This window comes from Nocardia sp. NPDC005366, from assembly GCF_040606855.1.
In the GTDB taxonomy this organism is placed as follows: Bacteria; Actinomycetota; Actinomycetes; order Mycobacteriales; family Mycobacteriaceae; genus Nocardia.
The window spans coordinates 151,777-176,624 of record NZ_JBEXFQ010000011.1 but is presented as its reverse complement, the minus strand read 5'-3'; the positions used below and the strand labels follow the sequence as shown (position 1 = coordinate 176,624).

Here is a 24,848-nt window from a genome sequence, read left to right as displayed (position 1 = left end):
ACCGATGCCTTACGTCACGTCGATCGGGACATATCTGCCCTGCTGGGGTAGTAGACGCAGCCGAATACCCGGTGAGGACGAAGACGCGGTCACCCTCGCGGTCGAGGCCGGTCGGGCCGCCGTCGCGCACGGCGAACCGGTGGAACGGGTGGTACTCGTCAGCCGGGATCTGCCGCTGACCGAGAGCAGCAATGCCGCGGTCCTGCTGGCCGGGCTCGGGCTCGATCCCGAACTCGAGGTGATCGAGCGGCTCGGCGGCGCTCCGGCGACATTGGACGCGTTGAGTTCGGCGCGTCCGCGCACCGTGGTCATCGGGGTCGATATCGAACCGGCCGGCGCGGTGGCCGCCTACGTGTCCGATCGCGGCGGCATCCAGGTGCGTACCGCGGCCAGGGTGACGCGCAGTCTTCCCGTGCGCACTCGCAACGCGGTCGGGACCGTCCACGACTACGGCGATCCACGGTTGCTGCACGAGCGTGGCCTGATGGCCTCACTCTCGGCGGCCTGGCTCGACACCCCGGTGGCGGTGGCGGGTGTCGACCACAAACAGGCGGCGGCGCTGTGCCTGAGCCCGCCCCCGCAACTGCCGACACTCGGCGCGAGCTCCAGTCTGTTCGCCCTGGCCACGATGGCCGAATGGGAGACGGGTGGACTGCTGGTCGGAGTGGAACAGGCGAATCTCTCCGGTATCACCGTGGTGGCGGGCACCGCCGACGTGCGGCGCAACGAGCCGCCCGCGCGGGCCATGCCGGAGGGCGTCACCGTGCCGGGCGCGGATCTTCCGATCTCGCTGGCCGCCTACGAGCGGGCCTTCGAAGCCAAGGTGCGCTGGGAGGCGGGCAGGCACCCCGGCAGCGAGGAACTGGATTTCCCGCCGCGCTACCGGATCGGCCCCGATGGGCTACTGAGCACCGACTACACCCTGGTACCGCTGCCGCGCACCGGCGTCGTCTATTCCGAGACGACGGTGCGAATCCCGGTGCCCGGAGTGAGAAGTCCGTATTCCCTGGTCATCGTGGAACTCGACGAAGTCGGCGTGCGCGCCCTAGCCAAGGTGACGGGAGCCGATCCCGGCACCGTCGGCATCGGCGACCGCGGGCGCATGGTGCTGCGCCGGGTGGCGGTGCGGGCCGGGGTTCCCGACTACGGATACGCGTTCGAGCCGGAACCGGAGGCGGCATGAGAAAAGTGGCTATCGTCGGCGCGGGTATGACCCCCTTCGCCGAACATTTCGCCCTCGGCATCAAGGATCTGCTTCCGCTGGCCTTCGCCGAATGCGCGGCCTCGGTCGACAAGGGTTTCCGCATGGCGGATCTGAAGGCCGCCTGGTTCGGCGCGCTCGGCGCGACCGACGGCTTCCCGTCCGGTGTGCTCGCCGACGCGCTCGGCCTGCCCGGCCTGCCCGTCACCCATATCGAGAACTCCTGCGCGACGGGTAACGACGCGGTCCGCAACGCGCTCTACGCGCTGTCCTCCGGCGCCGTCGACGTCGCGCTGGTGATCGGCGCCGACAAATTGCGCGAGACGGCGCAGAAGGATCTGCTCGGCGAGTGGCAACCGTTGACGTGGGACCGGGCCTGGGATTACCAGATCGGCCTCTTCCCGCACGCGGGGTACGCGCTGCACGTCAATCGCTATCTGCACGAATCCCCGGCGACTCCGGAGCATCTGGCGATGATCGCGGTGAAGAATCACCGTAACGGGGCGCGAAATCCGAAGGCGCGACTACGTTTCGAGATCACCATGGAACAGGCGCTGGAGGCCCCCGTCGTGGCCGATCCGTTCCGCGTCTACGACTGCGTACCCCAGAGCGACGGCGCCGCCGCCCTGATCCTGGTGGCCGAAGAGGTGGTCGACCGCTACACCGACAGGCCGGTGTGGGTGCGCGGGGTCGGCCTCGGGCTGGATTCGGTCATGTACCAGCACAAGCGGGATATGACGACCTTCCCCGCGACCGTACGCGCCGCCCGCGAGGCATTCCGGATGGCCGGGTTGAGTCCCTCCGATATCGATGTCGCCGAAGTGCACGATTTCTTCACCGGCATCGAATTGATGAGTTACGAGGATCTCGGCTTCGCCGAGCGGTTCGAGGCGTACAAACTCATCGAGGCCGGTGTCACCGGTATCGGCGGGGCGTTGCCGGTCAACCCCAGCGGCGGGTTGAAGGCGAAGGGACATCCGCCGGGCGCCACCGGCGTCGCGCAATGCGTCGAGCTGTTCGAGCAGTTGCGCGGCACCGCGGCCAACCAGGTGGACGGCGCGCGAATCGGCCTGGCGCACAACCTGGGTGGTCCCACCGCGGTATCCGCGGTGACCATTCTGGAAGGACCGGGACAGTAGTTCGGGACCGCCCGTCCGGAGAACATATCCGGCCGGGCTTTCTCTCCCCTCGCGAACACGAGAAGATGCCCCGGTAGGTCGGATGACCTACCGGGGCATTGTTGTCGGTATTACGCGATATCAGCTCGCGCTGCGGGCGTAGGCCTCGGCGTATTCCGCGCGCGTTGTGGTCGAGATGTCGACATCGGTCGCCTTGGCGCGCAACGCGCCGACCGTGGCCTGCTCACGCGGAATCTGCGCGAACGGGTCCCAGTTGAAGTGGCGGCAGGCGTTCTCCCAGGTGATCTTGTTGATATCACTGTCGTCCGCGCCCGCGTGCTCGAGCTCTTCCAGCACGAATTCCGGCGCGTTGGGCCAGATGGAATCGGAGTGCGGGTAATCGCATTCCCAGGCGATGTTGTCGATGCCGATATCGTGGCGGTACTTCAGCGCCGTCCGGTCGGTCACGTAGCAGGCAAGCACGTGCTCACGGAACACCTCGCTGGGCAGTTTGCCGCCGAAGTCGCGGCGCAGCCAGCGCTGGTTGGTGTAGTGCCGGTCGGAGCGATCGAGGAAGAACGGAATCCAGCCGACGCCGCCCTCGGACAGCGCCACCTTCAGCTTCGGGTAGGTGCGGAACGCGGGGCCCCACAACAGATCCTGCGCGGCGATGAGCGAAATACTCGGCGCGAGCACCATCAGATTGTCGATCGGCGCGTCCGGCGCCAGTTTCAGCACGCCGAAGCCCTGTCCGATGTGCAGGTTCATCACGGTGTCGTTATCGCTCAGGGCCTGGAAGACCGGACCCCAGTAGCCGATGTCGTGGTAACTGGGCAGGCCGTCGATATGCGGCAGTTCCGGCATCGTCACCGAATGACAGCCGCGCGCCGCCAGCCGCTCGATCTCGGCGACCGCGAGCGCCGGATCCCACATGGGCAGAATGCCGATCGGGATGAACCGGCCGGGGTAGGCGCCCGCCCAGTCCTCGATATGCCAGTTGTTGTAGGCCTCGATCATCGCGACGGTGATCTCGTCCTGGCCGCCACGGCTGAGATGGCCCGCGCTGAATCCGGTGAAAGTGGGGAAGCACATCGAGGTGAGGACACCGTTGACGTCCATATCGCGGACGCGGTCGTGCACGTTGTACACCGCCGGGCGCATCTCGGCGTATCCGGCGGGATCGCGATCCCATTCCTCGGGGGGCCAGGTGACGACGGCGTTGAGACCGGCGACGCCGGTCGGCCGGTCCCGGTAGATCCATCGATCGATGCCCTGGTCGTCGACGACGACCTTCGGCGCGAGATCAACCCATTTCTTCGGAACATGGCCGTCGAACATATCGAGCGGCTCGACGACATGGTCGTCGATGCTCACCAGGATCAGGTCGTCGATGTTCACGTGACTCCTCGGTGTTCATGGGGCTGCGTTGGGGCTGCGCTCCATCGGTTTCGAGATGCAAATCGGTTCGAGATGATAAGTCTTCATTGAAGAGAATGTCACTCTCATACGTGACATCGACCATACACCCCTGGTGCCCGGCTGGTCGATCCGTGTGCGGCAGATGGCAACGAACGCCTTCGGAATGGGGCCTTGTCCCGTGATTGAAATGCGATTACCGTTATATGAGAATCATATTTCCGCTCGCGTTATCCACCGGAGGCGCGGCGGCCGAACCCGCGACGGAGGACGGTATGAACGCACCACGACCCGTGGTCGGACAGCTCGGGCGCGGGCCCGCGGCGCCGCACCGAGTCAGCTGGGAACTGACCACCGACCGCGAACTGTCCGGCGCGGTCTTCCCGTCCACGGCGGTGCGTGAACTCAGCACCGCGGAATGTCTCGGTCTGGTCGAGGAATTCGCGCGCATGCGGGTTTCCCACCTCGATATCGCGGGCGGTGAGCCGACGGCTCGCTCCGACTTCTGGCGGATCGTCGAGGACGCCTGCGCACGACGTATCGGGGTCGGGTTCCGCACCGACGGTCGTCGCCTCACGCCGTCGGCCGCGCGACTCATCGCGGGCAACGGCTACATCGACGCGCGGGTCCGGCTCGACGGCGCGACCGAGGCCGCCAACGACGCGATCGGCGGCGTCGGTTCGTATCGCGCGGCCATCCGCGCCATGGAATTGCTCGCCTCGTCCGGTGTCTACGATTTCGCGGTCGATGTCGTCCTCACGCGGCACAACGTGGGACAACTCGACGCCATGGCCGCCGTCGCCGATCTGTTCGGCGCACGCCTGCGGCCCACCCGTGCGCGCCCGGCCGGACAGGGCACGCGCCTGTGGCACGAAGCGCGTCCGAACGCGGGGCAGGAGCGGGACGTGCGGCGATGGATGCGCGAGCACGACGACCGGTTGCGCGGCGACGACGCCGAATCCGGGATCGCGGATTCGGGCGACCCGCGCTGTGGAGCGGGCCGGGTCGCCTGTCTGATCGACTCGATCGGCGACGTGTACGCCTGCCCGTTCGCCGCGCACGACGCCCTGCTGGCCGGAAATATCCGGGCCGCGGGCGGTTTCGGTCCGGTCTGGCGATACGCGCCGCTGTTCGAGCGCCTGCGCGGCGCGGACAACGACGGGCCGTGCGTGTCCTGCGCGGCGACCGGACATCTCGGCCACGAGGACCTCCTCGCGAGTTTCGGCCGGTCGGCATAGCGGCGCCGGGGACGGCGACGAGAGAGAAGGATCGGATGGTGGGGGCCGAATCCCGCGCGACGGCAGGCCGGTGTCAGGATCGCTCGGCGACCGAGCACGGAGCAGTTCGATGACAGGGCCGGTCGGTGATCGGCTCTTCGGTGCGGAACGCGACCTCACCGCGGATCAGGCGGCCGAGGCCGCAGGCGTCTCCCCGGACCGGGCGCGGCGTTACCTGCGCGCGCTGGGGTACCCGCGGGTCGACGACGACACCGTGGATTTCGCGGCCTCCGACGCCGACCTCGTTCGGCTGGTCACCGGTTACGCGGACCAGGGAATGGTGACCGAGACCGAGGCGCTGCACCTGGTGGGCGTACTCGCCAGGGCCATCTCGCAACTGGCCCGTCTGCAAGCCGAAATCGTCGCAGGGCAGATGCATCGCGCGCCGGAATCGATGGATACCAGGTCCGCGCTCGCGGAGTGGATACCGGAGGTGCAGTGGCTGCTCGGGCACCTGTGGCGGCGCAGGCTGGAGGACGCGATGAATCTGTTCGAGACCGGTGCGGACGCCCCGCCCGGCCGTGACGCGGGCGTCGGCTTCGCCGATATCGTCGGCTTCACCGAACTGAGCCGCGACCGCCGAGCCGCCGATCTGCTCCGGGTGGTGGCGCGGTTCGAGCACCGCAGCATCGACGTCGTGGCCGAATGCGGGGGAAGCGTGGTGAAGCTGCTCGGCGATGAAATCCTGTTCACCGCCGAATCGCCGGTGGTCGTCGCCGAGATCGGCACCCGCCTCGCCCGCGCCTTCGCCGCGGACCCCGACATTCCCGGTCTGCGAGTGGGCCTGGCGTGGGGGCCGTTGATCCATCAGCTCGGCGATATCTTCGGCACCACCGTCAATCTCGCCAGCAGGCTCACCGCGCTCGCCGAGCCGGGCGGGGTCGTCATCGCCCCTGCCCTCGCCGCCGAACTCGCGGCGCGTCCGGAATTCCGGTTGACGCCGATGCCGCGCGCGGAGATCCGCGGCATCGGCCCGCTCACACCGGTACAGCTGCACCGCGCGAGCGAAAACCGTTCTCCGGGGAAGTGATCACCGGGTGCTCAGGCCAGGTAGCGCACCAGATGCGCGGCGACGCAGGCGGGTTTGTCGGCGCCCTCGGCGGTGATCGTCACGGTGCGCTCGACTTGGACGCCGCCGGGCACATCGGTCACGGAGGTGAGCGTGACGGTGCCGCGCACGCGGCTGCCGACGAGTACCGGGCTGATGAACCGGACCTTGTCGAGTCCGTAGTTGATGGCCATCCGCGCCGAACCCACCGACATCAATTGCTGGGTGATCGGGGCGAGGAGCGCCAGGGTGAGAAAGCCGTGCGCGATGGTCGCCCCGTACGGGCCCCGCGCCGCGCGCTCGGCGTCGACGTGGATCCACTGGCGGTCATCGGTCGCCTCGGCGAATCGGTCGATGCGCGCCTGGTCGATCTCGAACCAGTCGCCGGTGCCGATCTCGGTGCCGACGGCCGCGCGCAGCGCGTCGAAGTCGGGGAAGTCCGTCATGCCAATCGCTTTCTGCGCGAGGTGTGTTCGGTGCCAACGCTATCCGGCGCACGACCGCCGGACGGCGTCGACCCCGCTGCGAGACAACGGCGGCGGGGCCGGCGAGGGAACCGTCTCGCCGAACCGCGCCCCGCCGTCCGGGTGTGCTATCGCAGCTGGTCTTTCATTACTTTGCCGGTGTCGTTCAGCGGCAAGGCGTCGAGGAAACGCACGGAGCGCGGAATCTTGAAGCCCGCCATGCGGTCTCGGCTCCATTCGATCAATTCTTCCTCGGTGACCGGTTGCCTGGTCACCACGAACGCACGCCCGACCTGTCCGAGCCGATCATCGGGCACGCCGACGACGGCGGCCTGGGCCACCGCGGGATGTTCCATCAGGAAACCCTCGATCTCGGCCGGATAGGCGTTGAACCCGCCGACGATGAACATATCCTTCTTGCGGCCGACGATGCGCAGCCTGTCCTCGTCGTCGAGGGTGCCGAGATCGCCTGTGTGCAACCAGCCTTCGGCATCGATCGCCTCGGCGGTCGCCACCGGATCGTCGAGGTAACCCTGCATCACGCTGTAGCCGCGCACGAGCACCTCGCCGTCGTCGGCGATGCGGATCTCGACGCCGTCACAGGGCTGTCCGACGGTCGTCGCGATCTGTTCGAAGGTATCGCCGGGACGTGACGCGGTGGCGGTGCCCGCCTCGGTGAGCCCGTACCCGGTCATGATCGATTCGAACGGCAGCTCCTCACGGACCCGCCTGATCAGTTCGACCGGGATATCGGTCGCGCCGGTGACCGCGGCGCGCAATGACGAAAGGTCATGCCCGCCGCGAGCTTCCAGCAACGAGTGGTACAGGGTGGGCGGGCCGGGAAGCATGGTGATCCGCTCACGCGCCACCAGTTCCAATACCCGATCGATCTCGAACACCGGTACCGGCAGGATCGTCGCGCCGCGGATGAGCGAGGCGACGAGTCCGGCTTTGTAGCCGAAGGTGTGGAAGAAGGGGTTGACGATCAGGTACCGATCGCCCTGCCGCAGATCCGCCAGATCACACCACTCGGTGTAGAGCCGCAGCGTCTGCTGGTGGTTCATCATGACGCCCTTGGGGCGACCGGTGGTTCCCGAGGTGTAGACGATATCGGCGATATCGGTGCCGACGACGCTGCGCTCGAACGGGGCGCCACTGGTCAGGAAATCCGATGTCAGGTCGATCACCGGCACGTCGGCCGCGCCGGTGTAGTCGACGCCGAGGAAGCCCTGCTGGACCAGCACCGCTTTCGCGCCGCTGCGGCGGATGATGTCACCCGCCTCGTCGGCCTTGTACCTGGTATTCACCGGAACCAGCACCCCGCCCGCGGTGATCAGGCCGAAGGCCGCGACGATCCATTCCGCGGAGTTGGGCGCCCAGACGACGACGCGGTCGCCCTTCTCGATGCCCGCTTCCGCGAAGGCCCCCGCCGCCCGGCGCACCCGGTCGACGAGTTCGGTGTAACTCCACCGAATATCCCCGTCGACGACCGCTTCGGCATCGCCGAAGCGGTCCGCCGTACTGAGGACCATCTCGGGGATGGTCTGCCAGGTCATACCTTGAGCAGCCGCGCCAGGTTCCCGCCCATGATCTTGGCCTGGTTCTCCAACGGCATGTCCTTGATCTCGTGGATGTAGCGCGCCGGCTCGGCCAGGCCCTCCGGATGCGGCCAGTCGGAACCGAACAGCACGTGATCGACGCCGATCACGTCCGACAGCCGCTGCAGGTCCTCTTCCCAGAACGGGCTGACGTAGAGGCTCTGCTTGATGGCCTCGATCGGGTTGCGGAAGCCGAAGCCCTCCGGCGCCTTCTTGTAGACGTCCGACAGCTGCTGCAGCAGCGGCTCGAGCCAGGCGCAGCCGTTCTCGATGACCGCGATCTTCAGATCGGGGAACCGGTTCAGCGCGCCGTGGCACACCCAGGAGGCGACCGCGTCGGAGACCGGCCGCCACTGGTTGGTCATCGCGAAGGTGTTGGTCTTGAACGGCAGCATCTCCAGCGCGCTGCCCTCCCACTCGGCGTCGAACCGCGAGTAGCCGCTGTCGGAGGAGTGCATGGTGACCAGCACGTCGAGTTCGACGACCCGCTTCCAGAACGGATCGAACTCGGGCAGCGCGAACGAGCGCATGCCCTTGAAGCCGGGCACCGGGGCCGGGCGAACCAGGATCGCCTTGGCGCCGTGTTCGACGACGGCCCAGTTCAGCTCCTCGATCGCCTTCTCCACGATCGGCAGGGTGATCACCGGGATGGTGAAGATCCGGTCGGAGTGGACGAAGCCGCCGTCCTGGCCCCAGTCCTCGAGCATCCACTGGTTCAGCGAGTGGATCACCGCGTGGATCAGCTCGGGGTGGTGGCGCATGCGCTCCTCGACCAGGCTGGCCAGGGTCGGGAACATCAGCGCGCGCTGCAACTGGAGGTCGTCCATGACCTTCAGGCGTGCCTCCGGATTGCGGAAGGCATCGATCGCGCGCATCGGCTCACCGAAGATCTCGCGACGGCTCTTGCCCTCGGGGTTGCCGTACTTGAAGTACTCCTCCATGGCGCCGGGCCTGGCCACGACGTCGAAGGTGGGGTTGGGGATGTACTCGCTGATCTGGCCGAGCACCGCGATCTTGGTGCGGCCGTTGATCTCGATGTACTGGATGGCCCCCTGGTACTCCTTGGGCAGATGCCTGGTCAGCGCATCCTTGCTCTCGTAGAGGTGGTTGTCCGCGTCAAAGAGCTGATACGGCAGGTCGACCTTGGTCATGGAATCCTCCTTGTCACTTTATGAGAATCGTATTCTCTTTATGAATGTATAGCAATGCCCGCGGCCCGAGCTGCCGCCAGATCCCGGCGGACGACGAACTTCTGGATCTTGCCGCTGGCGGTGCGCGGGAAATCGGCGACGACGTGCACTTCCTCCGGCCATTTCTGCTTGGCCATGCCCGCATTGCCGAAGTACTCGCGGACCTGGTCGAGTCCCGGTGCGGACACCCCCGGCTGCAGCCGCAGCACCGCGGCCGTGCGCTCGCCGAGCCGGTCGTCGGGCACGGCGACGGCCACCGCTTCGGCGACACCTGGCAGTGTGAGCAATACCTCTTCCACCTCGATGGCACTCACATTCTCGCCGCCGCGAATGATGATGTCGGATTTGCGATCGGTGATCGTCAGGTAGCCGTCGTCGTCGAGTACGCCGATATCGCCGGTGTGGTACCAGCCGTCCTCGTCGAACGCCGTGGCGGTGAGCTCCGGATCGGTATATCCCAGGCACAGATCGGGTCCGCGGCTGAGAATCTCCCCGTCCTCGGCCAGCCGCATCTCGACACCGGGCATCGTGTTGCCGTCGGTGAAGAGGCGTTTGTCCTCGGGTGCGGTATGCAGTGATCCGGTGATCGACGGATGTTCGGTGCTGCCGTAGGAGCGGTAGACGGTGATGCCGATGCCGGCCAGCCTGGTCGTGATGGCCGCGGGCACCGCCGCCCCGCCGAGTCCGGCATAGCGCAGATAGGGCAGGTGCGCCTCGGTGAAATCCGGATGGTCGAGCAGGCTGGTGACGTAATAGGGGACACCGCCGCCGACCGCGAGTCCGTCGGAGATCATGAGTCCGAGCACGGTGCCCGGATCCCAGATGTCGATGAGGTTGATCGGCATCCGGTCGAGGACCGGAATCAGGAAGGCGTTCACCATCCCGATGAAATGGCCGACCGGGGCCGCGGTGAGCTGAACGCCGCGGTCGGCCGGATAGATCCCGGCGAGCTGGCGGGTTTCGTAGCCGAGCGTGTGATGGCTGTGCACCACGCCTTTCGGAGCGCGGGTCGTGCCCGAGGTGAAGGCGATGAGCGCCGGTCGACCCGGGTCGACCGGCAGCGTTCCCGCCATCGGCTCCGGGTCGAGCAGCTCCTCGAAATTCCCGCCGACGACGCCGACGACAGGAATACCTTCGCGCAGGTCGGCGCAGGTGTCGGGGAGCCCGAGCAGTTCGGTGGTCACGAAGACCTTCGGTCGCACCGATTCCAGGATGTAGGTGAGTTCCTTGCGTCCGTAGAAGTGCACGATCGGCACCACCGTGGCGCCGAGGAATGCCGAAGCCCAGAACACCGCCGCCGCCTCCACCCAGTTGGGCAGGTGGAAGGCGACGACATCGCCCGGCCCGACATCGCGGCGGCGCAGACCGGCCGCCAGCCTGCGGGCCATGTGCTCGACCTCGGCGAAGGTGCCGGACCACGGCCGCTTCGCGGAGTGGACCCGGAACTGTGCGTCCGGCGCCGCGGCCAGCCCGTTCGACAGCAGTTCGCCGAGCGTCTCGGGGGTCCACCAACCCTCTTCCTGGTAACGGTTGACCAGGTCGACGGGGATCTTGCGCATCGACGAACTCCCTTTGTATCGCTAGATACGTATATTGTTCTCCTGACAAGAGAATCATATTTCCCCGTAGGAGAACAAGAAGATGGTCGAGCTAGAGCTGGACGAGGGATTGGCGATCATCACCATCAATCGCCCGCAGGCCCGCAACGCGATCGCGCCCGTCACGATGGACGAGTTGGAGAAGGCGATCGACGCCGCGGGCGAGGCTCGCGCCTTGGTGCTCACCGGTGCGGGGGACCGCGCCTTCGTCTCCGGCGGAGATCTCAAGGAACTCGCCAAGCTGCGGACCGAGGAGCAGGCGGCCGAGATGGCGTGGCGGATGCGGGGGATCTGCGATCAACTCGCGGCATTTCGGGGTCCGGTGATCGCCGCGTTGAACGGGCACGCGCTCGGCGGCGGCGCCGAGGTCGCGGTAGCGGCGGATATTCGGATCGCCGCGCACGACATCAAGATCGGATTCAACCAGGTCTCGCTGGGGATCATGCCCGCCTGGGGTGGCGGCGAACGACTGTCCCGACTGGTGGGACCGGGTCGAGCGCTCATGCTCGCGGGTTCGGGTGAAATTCTCGATGCCGCCTCCGCCGAGCGGTTCGGGCTGATCGACCGCGTCCTTCCGCGCGCGGAATTCGACAAGGGCTGGCGCGTCCTCGCCCGCTCGCTCGCCACCCCCGCCGCGGTCGAGGTGAAGCGGGTGGTCGGAGGTATCTCCGAACAGGAAGCTGTACAGGCGTTCGCGCGCCTGTGGGTATCGGATGAGCACTGGGCCGCGGCGGATCGAGTAATGAACCGCGCCAAGTGATTTCGATGGCCCGCAACGTAGGTGCTACGTAGTTCGACGGGGGTCGCCACCCGGTGTTGTCGCAGGAAGCGGGGGTCTTCTCGAAACGGAACTGTGATATAGATCACATGCTCTGTAAGTGTGAGGTCGGTATCACATTTGCGAGAACGCCCTTACTGTGTGAGCGGTAGATCTCCCTACGGACGGCTCGGTGCGTTGTCATCCGGCCCAGGTACACCCAGGCGCCCGGTGGGATCTGCGGCGATCTTCATGTTCGACAAGCGGGATGGGAAACCATGGCTGTACGATCCGTCGATTCTGTCAACCAAGGCGTACGGGAACTTCATTCGGTGGCTCGCTGGCGTGCCCATGCGCGACGGCATCCGCTGCGGTATCGCTTGGCGGTTGTCGCGCCGAGCGCCGTCGACGTGATCCGTCACGCCGGCGGGTGGCTCTTCGACCGCACGACCGCGGGCTGGGAGGTGACGGTACTGGTGGCAGACCACACCGATGTGCGGCCGCTGCGGATTCTGGGCGCGACCGTCCTCGATCTGGAGCAGTCGCTGGCCACCTCGGTGCACGACACCTGGCCGAACGCGGTGGCGGTGGCGTCGGAGACCTACCTGTCCGACAGCCGGGTTCGTGACGGCGTGCTGGACTGTCTCGACCGCGGCCTCATCGAGGTCGCGCTCTGGGGGGATGCGCTCCCGCCGGAGTTGGAGCACAGGGCCGGGACCGCGCATCATCGGGTGAGCGTCGCGGCGCGCGCGTTCAAGGCCTGCGCGTTGAACGCGGCAGGCCATCCCGTCGACGCGGTCGAGTCGACGGAGGCGTTCCGGGTCGGCGAACTTCCGCCGCCGATCTACCGGTCGGAGGCCGATCTGGTTCCCGCTACCTGATCCGCCCGCGAACGAGAGCCGGTCAGGGCGTGTCCTGACCGGCGTCTTCGCGTTTGCCCTCGAGCTTCTCGATTTCCCTCTCGACGAGCTCGAGGGCTTCGGCATGCCCGCCCGACATACCCAGGGCGCGCTCGATGACCACCACGCGTGAAATGCTGGTGATCAGTACTGCCATCGCCGCGGACGGAAATCTCGTGGTATCGAACCCGTATTCGTTCAACAGCTCGTCCAGTGCGTTGGCCTGGATCGTGCGGAATTTCTCCGCGTATTCGGCGACGGTCGCCCTGATAGCTGGCCGGTGGTTGGACAGCCCTACGAATTCCATCGTTAATCGCACTGCGGTCGGGTCGGTGCTGAAAGCCCATAAAGCATGTAGCGGTTTGTCCGATTTCATCATCTCGGCCTGGAGTTCGAGGCCCTCGTCGGCGTTACGCCGGAAAATAGCCAGTAGCAGGTCGTCCATGGATCGGAAGTAATAATGCACCAGCTGCGGTTTGAGGCCGGCTCGCTCGGCGACCCGACGCGACGTCACCGCCGCCCAGCCATCCTCCAGTAGGAGTTGCTGGGCTGCTTCGATGAGGACCTGGCGATTCTTGGCGTCGGGTGCTCCGATTCTTCGGGGCGATGGCATTCGCCGTCCTCCTTATTGAAACCTGTGGTGAATCAATTCATAGCCTATTGCGCCGGTACTGTCTGTTGACTGACTGAGTCACCGCATGCTATGCATATGCACAGCATCTCTGCTGAGCACTCGCTCGGCACTCGGTGGCCGACCGCGAGTCGGATCGGTCGCCGAGTGGATGCTCGCATACTTCACTAGCATATTTCTGTTGGTCAGGAGGGCAATATGGGTCACGACGAGGTGGTCCGCCTACGAGTTCCGCTGCGTCGGCCCACCGGGTTCGTCCTCGGCGCGCAGGGGTCCGTCCGGTCCGCCGCCGGCTCCATCCGGAGTGTCGCGCATCGCGTCGGAGCTCATCGGGGAATCCGCTACGAGGGCGCCCGAGTACGGAAATAGTCGGCGATCTCATTTCCTTTCGGAAACGCTGTTCGCGGCCCGCGTCCCTGGGTGGCAGGAAGTCCTGTCACCCGGATTCGCCTATCTCCTTTTTATTACGACTTAATTAGAACTGCGCGGAAAACAGCCAACGAGTGCCGTGTTCCGCTATTGACTCGTGATGTGACTGCAAGCACAATGTGTCAGTAGCGCAACGCTGTCGGAGAATTCGCTCGAAGTGATCTATCGGTGGATTTCGAGGAATGTTCGCGGGAGGTCCGCGAACCTCCGGCAGCGTGCTGACCAATTGGTATGCCCGAATTCGGGCGACCTCGCTCGCGGTGGTTTGCCGCCGCCTGAAACATGCTGGATTAGATTGTTCGTCGGCGGTGGGGATGCTGCCCGTCGAACCTGAGAGTTTCGAGATCGATGATGACTCACCAAGAATCCGACGTGCGCGAAAGCGCTGTCGGCGGGGACGGTGGTGTCGGGCATGCTCCGCCGGACAGGTGGGCGACCAGGGAAATCGCCGGATGGTCACGCGGCTACCTGCGACGCCATCCGGTCACCGCGTTGGAGACGGTCGGCGGACAATTCGTTCTCGGCGTCCGCGCGGTGCAGTATCTGTGCCTCGATATCGCCACCGGTCGATTCGCGTTCGCCGAGTTCGTCAGGCAATCGGCGTTCATGGCGTCGGCCGCCGTGCTCCCGACGATCTTCGTCGCGCTCCCCATCGGGGTGACGCTATCGATCCAGTTCGGTCTACTGGCCGGACAGGTCGGCGCCACCTCGCTCGCGGGCGCGGCCAGCGGCTTGGCGGTGATCCGGCAGGGCGCGCCCATGGTCGCCGCGCTGCTGATGGCTTCCGCGGTCGGCTCGGCGGTATGCGCCGATCTCGGTTCCCGCAAGATCCGGGACGAATTGGACGCGATGGAAGTCATGGGCGTCTCCGTGGTGCGGCGACTTGTCGTGCCTCGGCTGGCCGCCGCGATCCTGGTCGGCGTCTCGCTCACCGGTGTCGTCTGCTTCGTCGGGTTCCTGGCCGGATACCTTTTCAACGTCTTCGTGCAGAGTGGCGCGCCTGGCAGTTTCGTGGCGACGTTCGCTTCCTTCGCGACCGTGAGCGATCTGCTGCTGACGCTGTTCAAGGCCGTTGTCTACGGCGCCATTGTGGCCGTGGTGGCCTGTGAGAAGGGTTTGTCGACCAAGGGCGGGCCCGCGGGAGTGGCGAACTCCGTGAACTCGACCGTGGTCTCCTCGATCCTGCTGCTGATGACGGTGAACGTAGCCGTCACCCAGTTGGCGATGATTCTGCTGCCAAGGCAGGGGCTGTAATGGCGGCGACGTACTACCCACCGGGGACGCTGCTGTTCGTCAGGACTTTTCGGGGCGTCGGCACCTCGATCATGCGCCTCGGGCACATGATGACGTTCCTGCTGCGCGCGCTGGTGTCGATTCCGGTGATGCTGCGCCATTACCGCGCCGAATTCCTGCGCATCCTGTCCGATGTCACCTGGGGTAACGGTTCCATCGTCGTCGGCGGCGGCACGGCGGGGGTGATCATCGTGCTTGGTGCGGCGGGCGGGGCGATCGTCGGGCTGGAGGGCTACAACGCCCTGCATCTGCTCGGGATGGAACCGACCATCGGGTTGATCGCCTCGACGGCCTCGACCCGCGAACTGGCTCCGATCATGGCCTCACTGGCGTTCGCGGCGCAGGCGGGGTGCCGGTTCACCGCGCAGTTGGGGGCCATGGGTATCGCCGAGGAGATCGACGCGATGGAATCCATGGCGATCCGCTCGATCCCGTATCTGGTGACCACCCGCCTGCTGGCCTCGGTACTGGCGATGATCCCGCTGTATCTGGTCTGCCTCGCGGTGAACTACATCGCGGTCCAGATGGTGGTCGGGCTCTCGGGCGGGCTGTCCTCCGGCACCTACCAGCATTATTTCCAGTTGGTGCTCAACGGTCCCGACATCATCTACTCGCTCATCAAAGCGGTCATCTTCGTCATCTTGACCACCACGATCCAGTGCTACTACGGCTTCTACGCCGCGGGCGGCCCCCAGGGCGTCGGCATCGCCGCCGGACGTGCCATGCGCGCCGCGATCTCGCTGATGATCGTGGTCAACCTGCTACTGACCATCGCCCTGTGGGGTATCGGCGCCAGCGCCAGGCTGGGGGGATAGCGAATGTCGATTCTGTTCGAGAAGGACGGTCGCGGGCCCTCGCCGCGCGCGCTGCTGCTGCGCGGACTGGTGCTGCTCGTGGTCGCCGTGGCGGTCGTCTCGTTGCTGTTGGTGAAATCCACCGGCGCCTTCGACGACAAGGTCGAGGTCACCGCGATGCTGGAACAACTCGGTGACGGCCTGCCTACGCGCTCCGACGTGAAATTCCGCGGAATGCTGGTCGGCACGGTGGCCGAGGTGACGCCTTCGGCGGGCAGCGGCCCGAATCAGGTTCGGCTGCTGCTCGATCCGTCGTCCGCGGCCAGGATCCCGCGTTCGGTCACCGCACGCGTCGTGCCGAGCAATGTCTTCGCGGTCTCCTCGATCCAGTTGGTGGACAACGGACCTCAGCCGCCGCTGACCGAGAACGCCGAAATCCAGCAGGACCGCAGCCTGTCGACGGTTCAACTCCAGACCGCGCTCACCAAGCTGCGCGAGATCATCGCCAGTACCGCGCGGATCGGCACGGGGAATACGGTCGGCGTGCTGGCCGCGGTCGCCGAGGCGACCGACCGTCGTGGCGCCGATATCGTGGCCGCCGGATCCCAATTGGATCGCATCACCAAGGAATTCGACGCACTGCTCACACCCGACGGTAGTGTTCCGACGCTGACCCTGATGGCCCAGGCCGTCCGCGGCCTGAACGATTCCGCCCCGGAATTGCTGGACGCTCTGCATCACGCGGTGACGCCGCTGCGCACGTTCGCGGAACAGAACGATCAACTCACCACGCTGCTGTCCGCGGGCGGTACCACGTTGTCGACTCTGGGCGGTTCCCTGGATAGACGTACCGACCAGATCGTCACTGTGACAAATCAATTGAATCCGGTGCTCGACGTATTCGCCGAAGGCGCACCGGCCTTCGGTCCGATCGTGGTGCGGATCAAGAAGCTGTCCGAACTCTGGTACAGCGAATTCTGGAATTCGGAAAGTCCGCGCGGGCGGGGCAAATTCCAGTTCCGTTTCACCCCGCACACGCCCTACACCCGCGCCGACTGCCCGCGCTACGGCGAACTGGCCGGACCGAGTTGCAGTACGGCGCCCATCGCCGCCCCCGCGCAGGAGGAACTCGCGCCGGCGATGGATCCGCGCAGCTACCCGGCCCCACCGGAGCTGCCGGCGGATCTGCAGGAACTGATCCGACGACTGCTCAGCGGTGAGTCCAACGGTGCGGAGTCGGTACTCGGCTCGTTGCTCGCCGACAGCCCACTGCCTTCCGGAGGCCCCCGATGACCTATCGCAAATCGCTGATCGGGGTGAGCTTGTTCGTCGCCGTCGCTTGCGCGCTGATCTGGGTCACCTACGTCACCCTGGATCGTGGGATCAATGGGGACACGAATTCCTACTCCGCGATCTTCAGCGATGTCAGCGGTCTGCGCGAAGGCGATGACGTGCGCATGGCCGGGGTCAGGGTGGGGCGCGTGGACAAGGTCGAATTGGCCGGTGACCTCGCTCGGGTTCGGTTCCGCGTCGAGGACGATCAGAAGCTCTACGGCAACACCAAAGCCTCGATCACCTACCAGAACGTCATCGGTCAGCGGTATCTCGGACTCTCGCCCGCCGATTTCGGTGACCCGTCGGTACTGCGGCCCGGCGGTGAGATCCGGCTCGAGCACACCGAGCCGTCCTTCGATATCTCCGCGCTGCTCAACGGATTCGAGCCGCTGTTCGGCGGACTCGACCCGAAGCAGGTCGACAATGTGACCGGTGCGCTGATCAGGGCATTGCAGGGCGACAACACCTCGGTGGTGCTGCTGATCGAACAGGTTTCGACACTGGCTCAATCGTTGGCGGGCCCGGACCAGGTGCTCGGCGCCGTCATCACCAACCTCAATCAGGTGGTGGGAGATCTGGCCGTGCACAGCGGCGACGTGGCTTCGCTGATAACCCGCTCCCGTTCGATCGTCGACGGCCTCGCGGTGCATCGCGACGAACTTCTCGGCACCCTGACCACCGTCGCGGCGGTAACCGACCGGCTCTCGACCGTCGTCGACGGCGTCGAGCCCCAGCTCAACGAAATGCTGTACCGCGAACCGGGTTTCACGCGGCACTTCATGGAGAACAAAGAGAATTTCGCCTATCTCGGCTTCAATATGCCCGCCCTGCTGAAGGGGCTCGCGCGGGTGAGCCAGGAGGGCGCGTACCTCAACACCTATCTCTGCAATTTCGGCGTCAACCTGTTGCCCGGGTTGAGCACGCTCGTACCCACCGTGGTGGATATGGCGTCGCCGACCGGGCAGGCCCAGTATTCGCCGACGTGCAGGTGAGCGCATGACACTGAAAGAGTTCGCCGGACGAACTATCCGAACGGCACGGCGGCCGATCGAGGAGCATCGTAAAGGCGTCCTCGGGCTCGCCGCTCTCGTGCTGCTGATCGCGGTGCTGGCCGCCGCGGTGGGTTTCAACGCGCTCGGTGTGGGGTCGCAGCGCTACGAGGTGGAGTTCGCCCAGGCCGCCGGGATCACCCCGGGCGACTCGGTGACCATCGCCGGGGTGCCGGTCGGGACCGTCGAGGCGCACCGGTTGGCGGGCGATCACGTCGTGGTGACACTGCGGGTCGACGGGGACGTAGCGCTCGGCGCGGAGACGAGGGCATCGATCAAACTGACCACACTGCTCGGCGCACGCTTCGTGGAATTGCGCCCGGCTGGAACGGGTTCGGTGCCCGACCATCGAATCGACCTGCGCCACAGTGCCGTTCCCTACGATCTCCAGAAGGCGCTGGAGGACGCCACCGTCACCTTCGAACAGATCGACGCCGGGCAGATCGGCCGCTCGCTCGACACCCTCGCGACGCAACTCGACGGGGTGCCTTCGGTGCTGCCCGGCCTGCTGGCGAATCTGCGTTCGCTCGCGACGATCGTCGGTGATCGCCGTGGCGATCTCAGCGCGTTGCTGGCGGGCACCCAGCGGTTGACGGCGGTGGTCACCGAACAGCAGTCGGATCTGGGCGTGATCATGACCCAGGGGCGCGATCTGCTCACCGAAATCGTCGCCAGGCGCGACATGATCCAGGGACTGATGGAGGCGACCCGTACGCTCGCCGATCAGATCCGCACGCTCGTAACCGAGGATCGGCCGCAGATCGACGAACTGCTGACCGGCCTCAACGGATTGCTCGGCAGCCTGGCCCGCAACGACGCGCTGCTGCGGGACACCCTGCAGATTCTGCCGCTCCCGATCCGCAACTTCGCCAATGCCTCCGGCACCGGCAACGAGGTCGACTTCACCGCCCCCGCCGGTCCGATGATCGATTCGTGGATGTGCGCGCTCAGCGGTCGCGCTCAGCAGGCCAACCTGGCGCCGTATTACAAGGATTGCCGATGAGTTTCATGCGTACCTTCCTTCGGATCGCCGCGGTCGCGGTGATCGGCGCGGTCGCCGGGTGCGCCGGTGATTCCATCGGCCTCGGCGACGACACCACGACGGTGACGGCGGCCTTCGACAATGCCGCCGGTCTCTACGTCGGCAATGCGGTGGCCGTCCTCGGCATGCCGGTCGGCAAGGTCACCGCGGTACAACCGCGCGGTTCTCATGTCGAGGTCACGCTGGAGATCGAATCAGGGGTGTCCATCCCCGCCGATGCCACCGCGGTGACCCTGTCGACGTCGGTGCTCACCGATCGGCACGTCGAATTCACGCCGGTGTATCGAGGCGGGCCCACCCTGGCGGACGGTGCGAGACTCGGTCTGGACCGGACGAGGACACCGGTCGAATTCGATCGTCTGCTCGGTGCGGCGGATTCCATGGCGGGGAAGCTGACCGGTGCACAGCCGGGTGACGGTCCCGTCGCCAAGCTGCTCGCGGCGTCATCGGCCATCGCCACCGGCAGCGGTCCGCAGTTGCGCGAGACCATGGACGAACTGGCGACCGCGCTGCGACTCGGCGACGACGGCGGAGCCGGGGTGCGCGATACGATCACCAAGATCGTCGAGCAGTTGGCCGTGCTGGTGCGCGCGGCGGCCGACAACGACGGGCTGATCCGTGATTTCGGCGCGGCCACCGGCCAGATGGGCGATGTGCTCGCCGACCTCGACATCGGCGCGGGCAATACCGGCGCGCAGATCAACCAGATCATGACGCAGACGACCGCGTTGCTCACCGATAACGCCGACAGCCTGCGCACCATGCTCACCGACGCGACCACGGTGACCAAGGCGATCGCCGACTACCGCTCCGAACTCGGCGAATTCCTCGACGTGACACCGCTGTTGCTCAACAACGCCTACAATGCGGTCGATTTCGAGTACCGCGGCGTGCGCGTGCACGCCCTGCTCGACAAGGTGTTCTTCGACGGTCAGCTGGTCAAAGAGGTGTGCAATATCCTCGGTCTGCGTCAATTGGGTTGCGCCACGGGGACTCTGCAGGATTTCGGACCCGACTTCGGAATCACCGACATGCTCGACGCGATGTCGAGGTTGCCGAAATGAGTGACCGCAGCAAAGGTATTCGCGTGATCGCCCTCGGTGCGGTCGCGCTGGCGACGACCACCGCCTGTTCGGTCGGACTCGGCGATCTGCCCCTGCCCGCCCCCGGGGTCGGCAGTTCGGGTTACTCGATCCACGCCGATTTCGCCAATGCGCTCAACCTGCCCGCGAAGGCGAAGGTCCGGCTCTCCGGCGCGGATGTCGGCGAGGTGTCGGGCATGGCCGTGCGCGACTACACCGCGATCGTCACCATGACCATCCGCGACGATGTGCGGCTGCCGCTGGGAACGCGGGCGGAATTGCGTACCGCGACCCCGCTCGGCGACGTCTTCGTCTCGCTCACCCCGCCCGCGGATTTCACCACGGCCACGCCCGTGCTGCGCGACGGCGACAGTATCGCGCGGGAGTCGACCACTGCCGCCGCGACCATCGAGGAACTCCTCACCACCGCTTCGCTGCTGGTGAACGGCGGTGCGATCCGCAATCTGACCACGATCGTGAACGGACTCGGACACGCGGTCGGCGACCGCGGCGACCATGTCGCCGCGCTGATCGAGCAGTCCACGCGGGTGGTGCAGGCGCTGTCGGCGCGCTCGGAGGATATTCGCGCCACCCTGGCCCAGGTCGACCAGCTCACCCAGCGGTTACACGGACAACGCGGCACGATCGATGATCTCGTCTTCGCGACCGGCCCGGCATTGGACACGCTGCAGGCTCATTCACAGCAGGCGCTGGCGTTGATCCGACAGGTGGACCAGATCAGCAGGCAGATCGCGAAATTCCCCGGGATCAACGGCAGTTCGGGGATGATCGCCGACATCAACCGGATCGCCGCTGAGCTCGACTCGGCCGCGAACAATCCGAATGCGAGTGTCGCGGCGATGAATTCGATGCTCGGTCCGGTGATCGCGGTGACCAACGGCACCTCGGCGGTCACCGACGCCGATATGCAGGATCTCGCCATCGGTTACCTGCCCGATCCGAATCACCCCGGCGATCCGAAGAGCAGACTGCCCGATGGCCGGGACTGGGAGGCATTCGTGGGCACCCTTACCTACACTCTGCTGAAATTGCAGGCCAGGGTGACGGGAGGCACCCGATGAGCCCCGTCGCGGCGCCGCGGGTGCCGGTGACCGAAAAGCTGGCCCGTGCCGTCGTTTCGACTATTCGCGTGGCACGCGCCCGACGTAACGCGCTGTCCACGTCCGCGCTCGTGCTCACCCTCGTCATCGGTGCGGGCTACCTGGTGTTCGGCGCTCTCGGCGCCGATCCGGGAGCAACGACGATGACGGTGCGCGTCCACCTCGCCGATTCCGGCGGTCTGCTGTCGGGGCGGCAGGTCAGCCTGCGCGGTGTACCGATCGGCCACGTCGAGTCCTTGGAGCTGACCGAGACCGGTCTCGTCGCCGTCGCGACCGTCGACTCCGACACCAGGCTGCCCGCCGACAGCGATGTGCGGGTGGCGAGTCTGTCACTGGCGGGTGAGCAGTACCTCGACTTCCGCCCGACGCGAGACGACGGCCCCTATCTCGCCGACGGCGCCGAGATCGCGGTCGAACGAACCTCGACGCCGACACCGCTGTGGCAGACGCTCGCCTCACTGGATTCGACACTGGCACAGGTGAAACCGGCAGATCTCGCCGCTATCGTCGGCGAGCTCGGCGTCAGTCCCGACGGGCCGCGCAAACTCGCCGATATCGTCGACGGCGGTCTGTTCCTGGTGTCCACACTGGACTCGGTGCTCCCACAGACCGTGAGCCTGGTGCGCGACAGCAAGACCGTGCTCGCGACCGTCAACGATCTCGGTCCGGGCCTGCGCGCGTTCGCGGGCAACGCGAACTCGGCCCTGGCCGGTGTGGAGGCGAAGACCGGCGGATTCGTCGAATTACTCGGTGCCGCCCCCGGCACGCTGCGGGCGCTGGACGCTGTCCTCGCGGAGAATTCGGGGACGGCGGCCGATCTGCTCGCCAACTTGGCCGTGGTCGCGGACACCACCTCCAAACGGGTACCCGCCCTGCAGGAGTTCTTCTTCCCGACCGAGCGTTCGGGTTCGACGCTGGACGCCATCGCGGTGGCATTCCACGACGGCGGGGTGTGGGGCCTGGTCAATCTCTATCCGCGCTACGCCTGCGACTACAACCTGCCCAGGCAGCCACCATCGCTGCCGAATTTCCCCGAGCCCTACATGTACACCTATTGCCCGAACGACGATCCCTCGGTACTCATCCGTGGCGCGCGCAACGCGCCACGGCCGCCGGGGGAGGAGATTCCGGGCGCGCCGCCACCGGGTGTGGCGGCCGACCGGCAGACCACGGCGACCCCGATCGGACCGTTGTCCCTTCCGCTGACATTCGGCGGACCGCCCCTGCCGCCCGCCCCACCCGCACCGAAGCGATGAGGCAGCGCCAGTCCATGCAAGGAACCACCACACGCGAGGAAATATCATGAGCGACAACGACACCGGCAGCCGCGTTGCGACCAAGGAGAAGCCGTCGGCCGATCCCGATATCGAGCGCGCGGACACGGAATCCGCTCCGGAGGACACGGCTGCCGCGGATGCGGTCGCCGAAGTGGCCGCGGCCGAGGGAAAGTCCGCGGGCGACAAGGTGGCTCTGGACAAACCCGCCGGTGAGAAGGTCTCGGCGGAGCAGGCCACCGCGGAGAAATCCGCCGCCGCGAGCGACGCCGAGGCGGACCCGGCGACTCCGGGCCGGTGGTCACGAATCGCCGGTCCGGCTCGGCGGGCGTCGCTTCCGGTCGCCGCGCTGGTCGCAGTCCTCGCGCTGGTCGCCGCGGGGGTGCTGGGCTGGCAGTTGAAGCAGGAGCGCGATATCGACGCCGCGGGCGAGGCCGGGCTGGCCGCTGCCCGCTCCTACGGCGTCATCCTGACCAGTGTCGACGCGACCAAACTCGACAGTGATTTCGCCGCGGTCCTGGACGGTTCGACGGGCGAGTTCCGGGATATGTACACGCGTTCCAGCGGACAGCTGCGCCAATTGCTGCTGGACAACAAGGCGACCGGCAAGGGCACTGTGCTGGACGCCGCCATCAAGTCGGCGACGAAGACCAAGGTCGAAGTTCTGCTTTTCATCGATCAGACGGTCACCAATTCCGCCTCGGCCGATCCGCGAGTCGACCGAAGTCGGGTCGCGATGACGATGGAATTGGTCGACGGCCGCTGGCTGGCCAGCCGGGTCTACCTGCCCTGATTCTCGACATAACAGGCTGATAGCACGGTTGCGCGCTCATGAGAATGAGATTCGCATAATTGAATAATGATGTTATCCTTCCACTGGTTGCTTCGATCCTTCAGGAGTTCCGCATATGACTGATTTCGATTCGGTCGACTACTTCACCGACCCGTCGCTGGTTCCGGATCCGCATCCGTACTTCGACTACATGCGTGCGAAATGCCCGGTCACGCAGGAGCCGACGTTCGGGGTCTACGCGGTGACGGGCTACGAGGAGACGGCGGAGGTTCTGAAGAATTCCGACGTCTTCTCCTCGGCGATCGCGGTGGGCGGTCCGTTCCCGCCCCTGCCGTTCGCGATCGAGGGCGACGACATCACCGAGCTGATCGAGCAGCACCGCAGTGAGCTGCCGATGTACGAGCACATGGTGACGATGGATCCACCGCAGCACACCTATGCGCGCTCGCTACTCAATCGGTTGCTGACCCCGGCGCGATTGAAGGAGAACGAGGACTTCATGTGGCGGTTGGCCGACCGCCAGATCGATGAGTTCATCGCTGCCGGTAAATGCGAGTTCCTCGGCTCCTACGCCAAGCCGTTCTCCCTGCTCGTCGTCGCCGATATGCTCGGCGTGCCGGAGGAGGATCACGAAGAGTTCCGTATCGCGCTCGGCGCCGAGCGTCCCGGTACCCAGGTCGGCGCGCTGGACAACGCGGTCGTGGCGAGCAACCCGCTGGAGTGGCTGGACGAGAAGTTCAGCGCCTACATCAGTGAGCGGCGTGTCGAGCCGCGCGACGATGTGCTGACCTCGCTGGCCCTGGCGAAGTACCCGGACGGTTCGACGCCGGAAGTCATCGACGTCGTCCGGTCGGCGACCTTCTTGTTCGGGGCCGGGCAGGAGACCACGGCGAAGCTGTTGAGCGCGTCGTTGCGGATCCTGGGCGATCACCCGGAGGTGCAGGCCCAGTTGCGTGCCGACCGCACGCTGATTCCGACCTTCATCGAAGAGACCCTTCGCATGGATGCGCCGGTGAAGAGCGGCTTCCGGCTGGCCAAGCGGGCGACGACCGTCGGTGAGACCGATATTCCGGTCGGCTCCATCGTGATGGTCTGCCCCGGCGCGGCCAACCGTGATCCGCGTCGATTCGAGAATCCGCACGAGTTCCATTTGGATCGTAAGAACTTCCGCGAGCACATGGCCTTCGGGCGTGGCGTGCATTCCTGCCCCGGCGGCCCGCTCGCCCGAGTCGAGGGCCGCGTGTCCATCGAACGAATCCTGGATCGGATGCTCGATATCGGCATCGATGAGGAAAAGCACGGTCCGGCCGGTGCGCGCGAGTACACCTACGAGCCGACCTTCATCCTGCGCGGGCTGAGCAATCTGCACATCACGTTCACCCCTGGCGCCTGACAACACGTAACCCCTCGTCCCGTGGCCGTTTCGAGAGCAGCGGCCA

22 protein-coding genes are annotated in these 24,848 nt (G+C 66.2%); 16 read left to right on the top strand and 6 right to left on the bottom strand.

Features of this window, described 5'->3' with window-relative positions; all coding sequences use genetic code 11:
• Positions 1 to 4: 4 nt before the first annotated feature.
• Together ABZS43_RS15685 and ABZS43_RS15680 are read left to right on the top strand one after the other, a co-directional pair.
• A complete protein-coding gene (locus ABZS43_RS15685) occupies positions 5 to 1,183 on the top strand; it encodes an OB-fold domain-containing protein (protein ID WP_355036576.1) in 1,179 nt (392 codons plus the stop codon).
• Positions 1,180 to 2,340, top strand: coding sequence for a beta-ketoacyl synthase N-terminal-like domain-containing protein (locus ABZS43_RS15680; RefSeq protein WP_355036575.1), 1,161 nt, complete (start codon positions 1,180 to 1,182; stop codon positions 2,338 to 2,340). Before ABZS43_RS15685 ends, ABZS43_RS15680 begins: the two co-directional genes overlap by 4 nt.
• Before the next feature lie 120 nt (positions 2,341 to 2,460).
• Here the strand turns inward: ABZS43_RS15680 and ABZS43_RS15675 are convergent, their stop codons facing one another.
• Positions 2,461 to 3,717 (bottom strand): amidohydrolase family protein, encoded by a 1,257-nt coding sequence (locus tag ABZS43_RS15675; RefSeq protein ID WP_355036574.1) that lies wholly within the window; start codon positions 3,715 to 3,717, stop codon positions 2,461 to 2,463.
• Between the two features lie 293 nt (positions 3,718 to 4,010).
• Between ABZS43_RS15675 and mftC the strand changes: the two genes are divergently transcribed.
• Positions 4,011 to 4,973, top strand: a complete 963-nt coding sequence (mftC, locus tag ABZS43_RS15670) for a mycofactocin radical SAM maturase (protein WP_355036573.1) — start codon at positions 4,011 to 4,013, stop codon at positions 4,971 to 4,973.
• A 109-nt stretch (positions 4,974 to 5,082) separates the two neighbouring features.
• On the top strand, positions 5,083 to 6,042 hold the full coding sequence (locus ABZS43_RS15665; RefSeq protein ID WP_355036572.1) for an adenylate/guanylate cyclase domain-containing protein: 960 nt from the start codon (positions 5,083 to 5,085) through the stop codon (positions 6,040 to 6,042).
• An 11-nt stretch (positions 6,043 to 6,053) separates the two neighbouring features.
• Here the strand turns inward: ABZS43_RS15665 and ABZS43_RS15660 are convergent, their stop codons facing one another.
• From ABZS43_RS15660 to ABZS43_RS15645, 4 genes are all read right to left on the bottom strand, one after another.
• Positions 6,054 to 6,506 carry a MaoC family dehydratase gene (locus ABZS43_RS15660; RefSeq protein WP_355036571.1) on the bottom strand — a complete coding sequence of 151 codons (453 nt, stop codon included), beginning with the start codon at positions 6,504 to 6,506 and terminating at the stop codon, positions 6,054 to 6,056.
• A 146-nt stretch (positions 6,507 to 6,652) separates the two neighbouring features.
• Positions 6,653 to 8,080 (bottom strand): FadD3 family acyl-CoA ligase, encoded by a 1,428-nt coding sequence (locus ABZS43_RS15655; protein WP_355036570.1) that lies wholly within the window; start codon positions 8,078 to 8,080, stop codon positions 6,653 to 6,655.
• Complete coding sequence (locus ABZS43_RS15650; RefSeq protein WP_355036569.1) at positions 8,077 to 9,273, bottom strand: amidohydrolase family protein; 1,197 nt, start codon at positions 9,271 to 9,273, stop codon at positions 8,077 to 8,079. Before ABZS43_RS15650 ends, ABZS43_RS15655 begins: the two co-directional genes overlap by 4 nt.
• Positions 9,274 to 9,311: 38 nt before the next feature.
• Entirely contained in the window at positions 9,312 to 10,871 is a 1,560-nt protein-coding gene (locus ABZS43_RS15645) for an AMP-binding protein (RefSeq protein ID WP_355036568.1), read from the bottom strand.
• Between the two features lie 82 nt (positions 10,872 to 10,953).
• Between ABZS43_RS15645 and ABZS43_RS15640 the strand changes: the two genes are divergently transcribed.
• Together ABZS43_RS15640 and ABZS43_RS15635 are read left to right on the top strand one after the other, a co-directional pair.
• Complete coding sequence (locus ABZS43_RS15640) at positions 10,954 to 11,670, top strand: enoyl-CoA hydratase/isomerase family protein (RefSeq protein ID WP_355036567.1); 717 nt, start codon at positions 10,954 to 10,956, stop codon at positions 11,668 to 11,670.
• Positions 11,671 to 11,945: 275 nt separating this feature from the next.
• Complete coding sequence (locus tag ABZS43_RS15635; protein ID WP_355036566.1) at positions 11,946 to 12,548, top strand: hypothetical protein; 603 nt, start codon at positions 11,946 to 11,948, stop codon at positions 12,546 to 12,548.
• Positions 12,549 to 12,570: 22 nt separating this feature from the next.
• On the opposite strand, the gene ABZS43_RS15630 is transcribed toward ABZS43_RS15635, so the two are convergent.
• Positions 12,571 to 13,179 carry a TetR/AcrR family transcriptional regulator gene (locus ABZS43_RS15630; RefSeq protein ID WP_355036565.1) on the bottom strand — a complete coding sequence of 203 codons (609 nt, stop codon included), beginning with the start codon at positions 13,177 to 13,179 and terminating at the stop codon, positions 12,571 to 12,573.
• A gap of 891 nt (positions 13,180 to 14,070) precedes the next feature.
• Here ABZS43_RS15630 and ABZS43_RS15625 point away from each other — a divergent pair.
• The 10 genes from ABZS43_RS15625 to ABZS43_RS15580 all read left to right on the top strand — a co-directional run bounded on the left by ABZS43_RS15625 (position 14,071) and on the right by ABZS43_RS15580 (position 24,802).
• A complete protein-coding gene (locus tag ABZS43_RS15625; RefSeq protein ID WP_355036605.1) occupies positions 14,071 to 14,880 on the top strand; it encodes an ABC transporter permease in 810 nt (269 codons plus the stop codon).
• A complete protein-coding gene (locus ABZS43_RS15620; protein ID WP_355036564.1) occupies positions 14,880 to 15,734 on the top strand; it encodes an ABC transporter permease in 855 nt (284 codons plus the stop codon). The genes ABZS43_RS15625 and ABZS43_RS15620 overlap by 1 nt, the downstream gene beginning before the upstream one ends.
• A 3-nt stretch (positions 15,735 to 15,737) precedes the next feature.
• Complete coding sequence (locus ABZS43_RS15615) at positions 15,738 to 17,006, top strand: MCE family protein (protein ID WP_355036563.1); 1,269 nt, start codon at positions 15,738 to 15,740, stop codon at positions 17,004 to 17,006.
• Positions 17,003 to 18,040, top strand: a complete 1,038-nt coding sequence (locus ABZS43_RS15610) for an MlaD family protein (RefSeq protein WP_355036562.1) — start codon at positions 17,003 to 17,005, stop codon at positions 18,038 to 18,040. Before ABZS43_RS15615 ends, ABZS43_RS15610 begins: the two co-directional genes overlap by 4 nt.
• A gap of 4 nt (positions 18,041 to 18,044) precedes the next feature.
• Positions 18,045 to 19,100, top strand: coding sequence for an MCE family protein (locus ABZS43_RS15605; protein WP_355036561.1), 1,056 nt, complete (start codon positions 18,045 to 18,047; stop codon positions 19,098 to 19,100).
• A complete protein-coding gene (locus tag ABZS43_RS15600; RefSeq protein WP_355036560.1) occupies positions 19,097 to 20,203 on the top strand; it encodes an MCE family protein in 1,107 nt (368 codons plus the stop codon). Before ABZS43_RS15605 ends, ABZS43_RS15600 begins: the two co-directional genes overlap by 4 nt.
• Complete coding sequence (locus ABZS43_RS15595) at positions 20,200 to 21,303, top strand: MlaD family protein (RefSeq protein ID WP_355036559.1); 1,104 nt, start codon at positions 20,200 to 20,202, stop codon at positions 21,301 to 21,303. The genes ABZS43_RS15600 and ABZS43_RS15595 overlap by 4 nt, the downstream gene beginning before the upstream one ends.
• Positions 21,300 to 22,598: an MlaD family protein gene (locus ABZS43_RS15590; RefSeq protein WP_355036558.1), complete on the top strand. Its 1,299-nt coding sequence runs from the start codon at positions 21,300 to 21,302 to the stop codon at positions 22,596 to 22,598. The genes ABZS43_RS15595 and ABZS43_RS15590 overlap by 4 nt, the downstream gene beginning before the upstream one ends.
• A 46-nt stretch (positions 22,599 to 22,644) precedes the next feature.
• Positions 22,645 to 23,409, top strand: coding sequence for a hypothetical protein (locus tag ABZS43_RS15585; RefSeq protein WP_355036557.1), 765 nt, complete (start codon positions 22,645 to 22,647; stop codon positions 23,407 to 23,409).
• A 115-nt stretch (positions 23,410 to 23,524) separates the two neighbouring features.
• Positions 23,525 to 24,802 (top strand): cytochrome P450, encoded by a 1,278-nt coding sequence (locus ABZS43_RS15580; RefSeq protein WP_355036556.1) that lies wholly within the window; start codon positions 23,525 to 23,527, stop codon positions 24,800 to 24,802.
• The last annotated feature ends 46 nt before the right edge of the window (positions 24,803 to 24,848 follow it).

Coding starts and splice junctions, on each gene's coding strand:
- ABZS43_RS15660 (WP_355036571.1), bottom strand. CDS start 6,506: ATGACGGACTTCCCCGACTTCGACGCGCTGCGCGCGGCCGTCGGCACC.
- ABZS43_RS15610 (WP_355036562.1), top strand. CDS start 17,003: ATGACCTATCGCAAATCGCTGATCGGGGTGAGCTTGTTCGTCGCCGTC.
- ABZS43_RS15615 (WP_355036563.1), top strand. CDS start 15,738: ATGTCGATTCTGTTCGAGAAGGACGGTCGCGGGCCCTCGCCGCGCGCG.
- ABZS43_RS15605 (WP_355036561.1), top strand. CDS start 18,045: ATGACACTGAAAGAGTTCGCCGGACGAACTATCCGAACGGCACGGCGG.
- mftC (WP_355036573.1), top strand. CDS start 4,011: ATGAACGCACCACGACCCGTGGTCGGACAGCTCGGGCGCGGGCCCGCG.
- ABZS43_RS15655 (WP_355036570.1), bottom strand. CDS start 8,080: ATGACCTGGCAGACCATCCCCGAGATGGTCCTCAGTACGGCGGACCGC.
- ABZS43_RS15640 (WP_355036567.1), top strand. CDS start 10,954: ATGGTCGAGCTAGAGCTGGACGAGGGATTGGCGATCATCACCATCAAT.
- ABZS43_RS15630 (WP_355036565.1), bottom strand. CDS start 13,179: ATGCCATCGCCCCGAAGAATCGGAGCACCCGACGCCAAGAATCGCCAG.
- ABZS43_RS15635 (WP_355036566.1), top strand. CDS start 11,946: ATGGCTGTACGATCCGTCGATTCTGTCAACCAAGGCGTACGGGAACTT.
- ABZS43_RS15590 (WP_355036558.1), top strand. CDS start 21,300: ATGAGCCCCGTCGCGGCGCCGCGGGTGCCGGTGACCGAAAAGCTGGCC.
- ABZS43_RS15650 (WP_355036569.1), bottom strand. CDS start 9,273: ATGACCAAGGTCGACCTGCCGTATCAGCTCTTTGACGCGGACAACCAC.
- ABZS43_RS15595 (WP_355036559.1), top strand. CDS start 20,200: ATGAGTGACCGCAGCAAAGGTATTCGCGTGATCGCCCTCGGTGCGGTC.
- ABZS43_RS15620 (WP_355036564.1), top strand. CDS start 14,880: ATGGCGGCGACGTACTACCCACCGGGGACGCTGCTGTTCGTCAGGACT.
- ABZS43_RS15665 (WP_355036572.1), top strand. CDS start 5,083: ATGACAGGGCCGGTCGGTGATCGGCTCTTCGGTGCGGAACGCGACCTC.
- ABZS43_RS15585 (WP_355036557.1), top strand. CDS start 22,645: ATGAGCGACAACGACACCGGCAGCCGCGTTGCGACCAAGGAGAAGCCG.
- ABZS43_RS15645 (WP_355036568.1), bottom strand. CDS start 10,871: ATGCGCAAGATCCCCGTCGACCTGGTCAACCGTTACCAGGAAGAGGGT.
- ABZS43_RS15685 (WP_355036576.1), top strand. CDS start 5: ATGCCTTACGTCACGTCGATCGGGACATATCTGCCCTGCTGGGGTAGT.
- ABZS43_RS15680 (WP_355036575.1), top strand. CDS start 1,180: ATGAGAAAAGTGGCTATCGTCGGCGCGGGTATGACCCCCTTCGCCGAA.
- ABZS43_RS15600 (WP_355036560.1), top strand. CDS start 19,097: ATGAGTTTCATGCGTACCTTCCTTCGGATCGCCGCGGTCGCGGTGATC.
- ABZS43_RS15580 (WP_355036556.1), top strand. CDS start 23,525: ATGACTGATTTCGATTCGGTCGACTACTTCACCGACCCGTCGCTGGTT.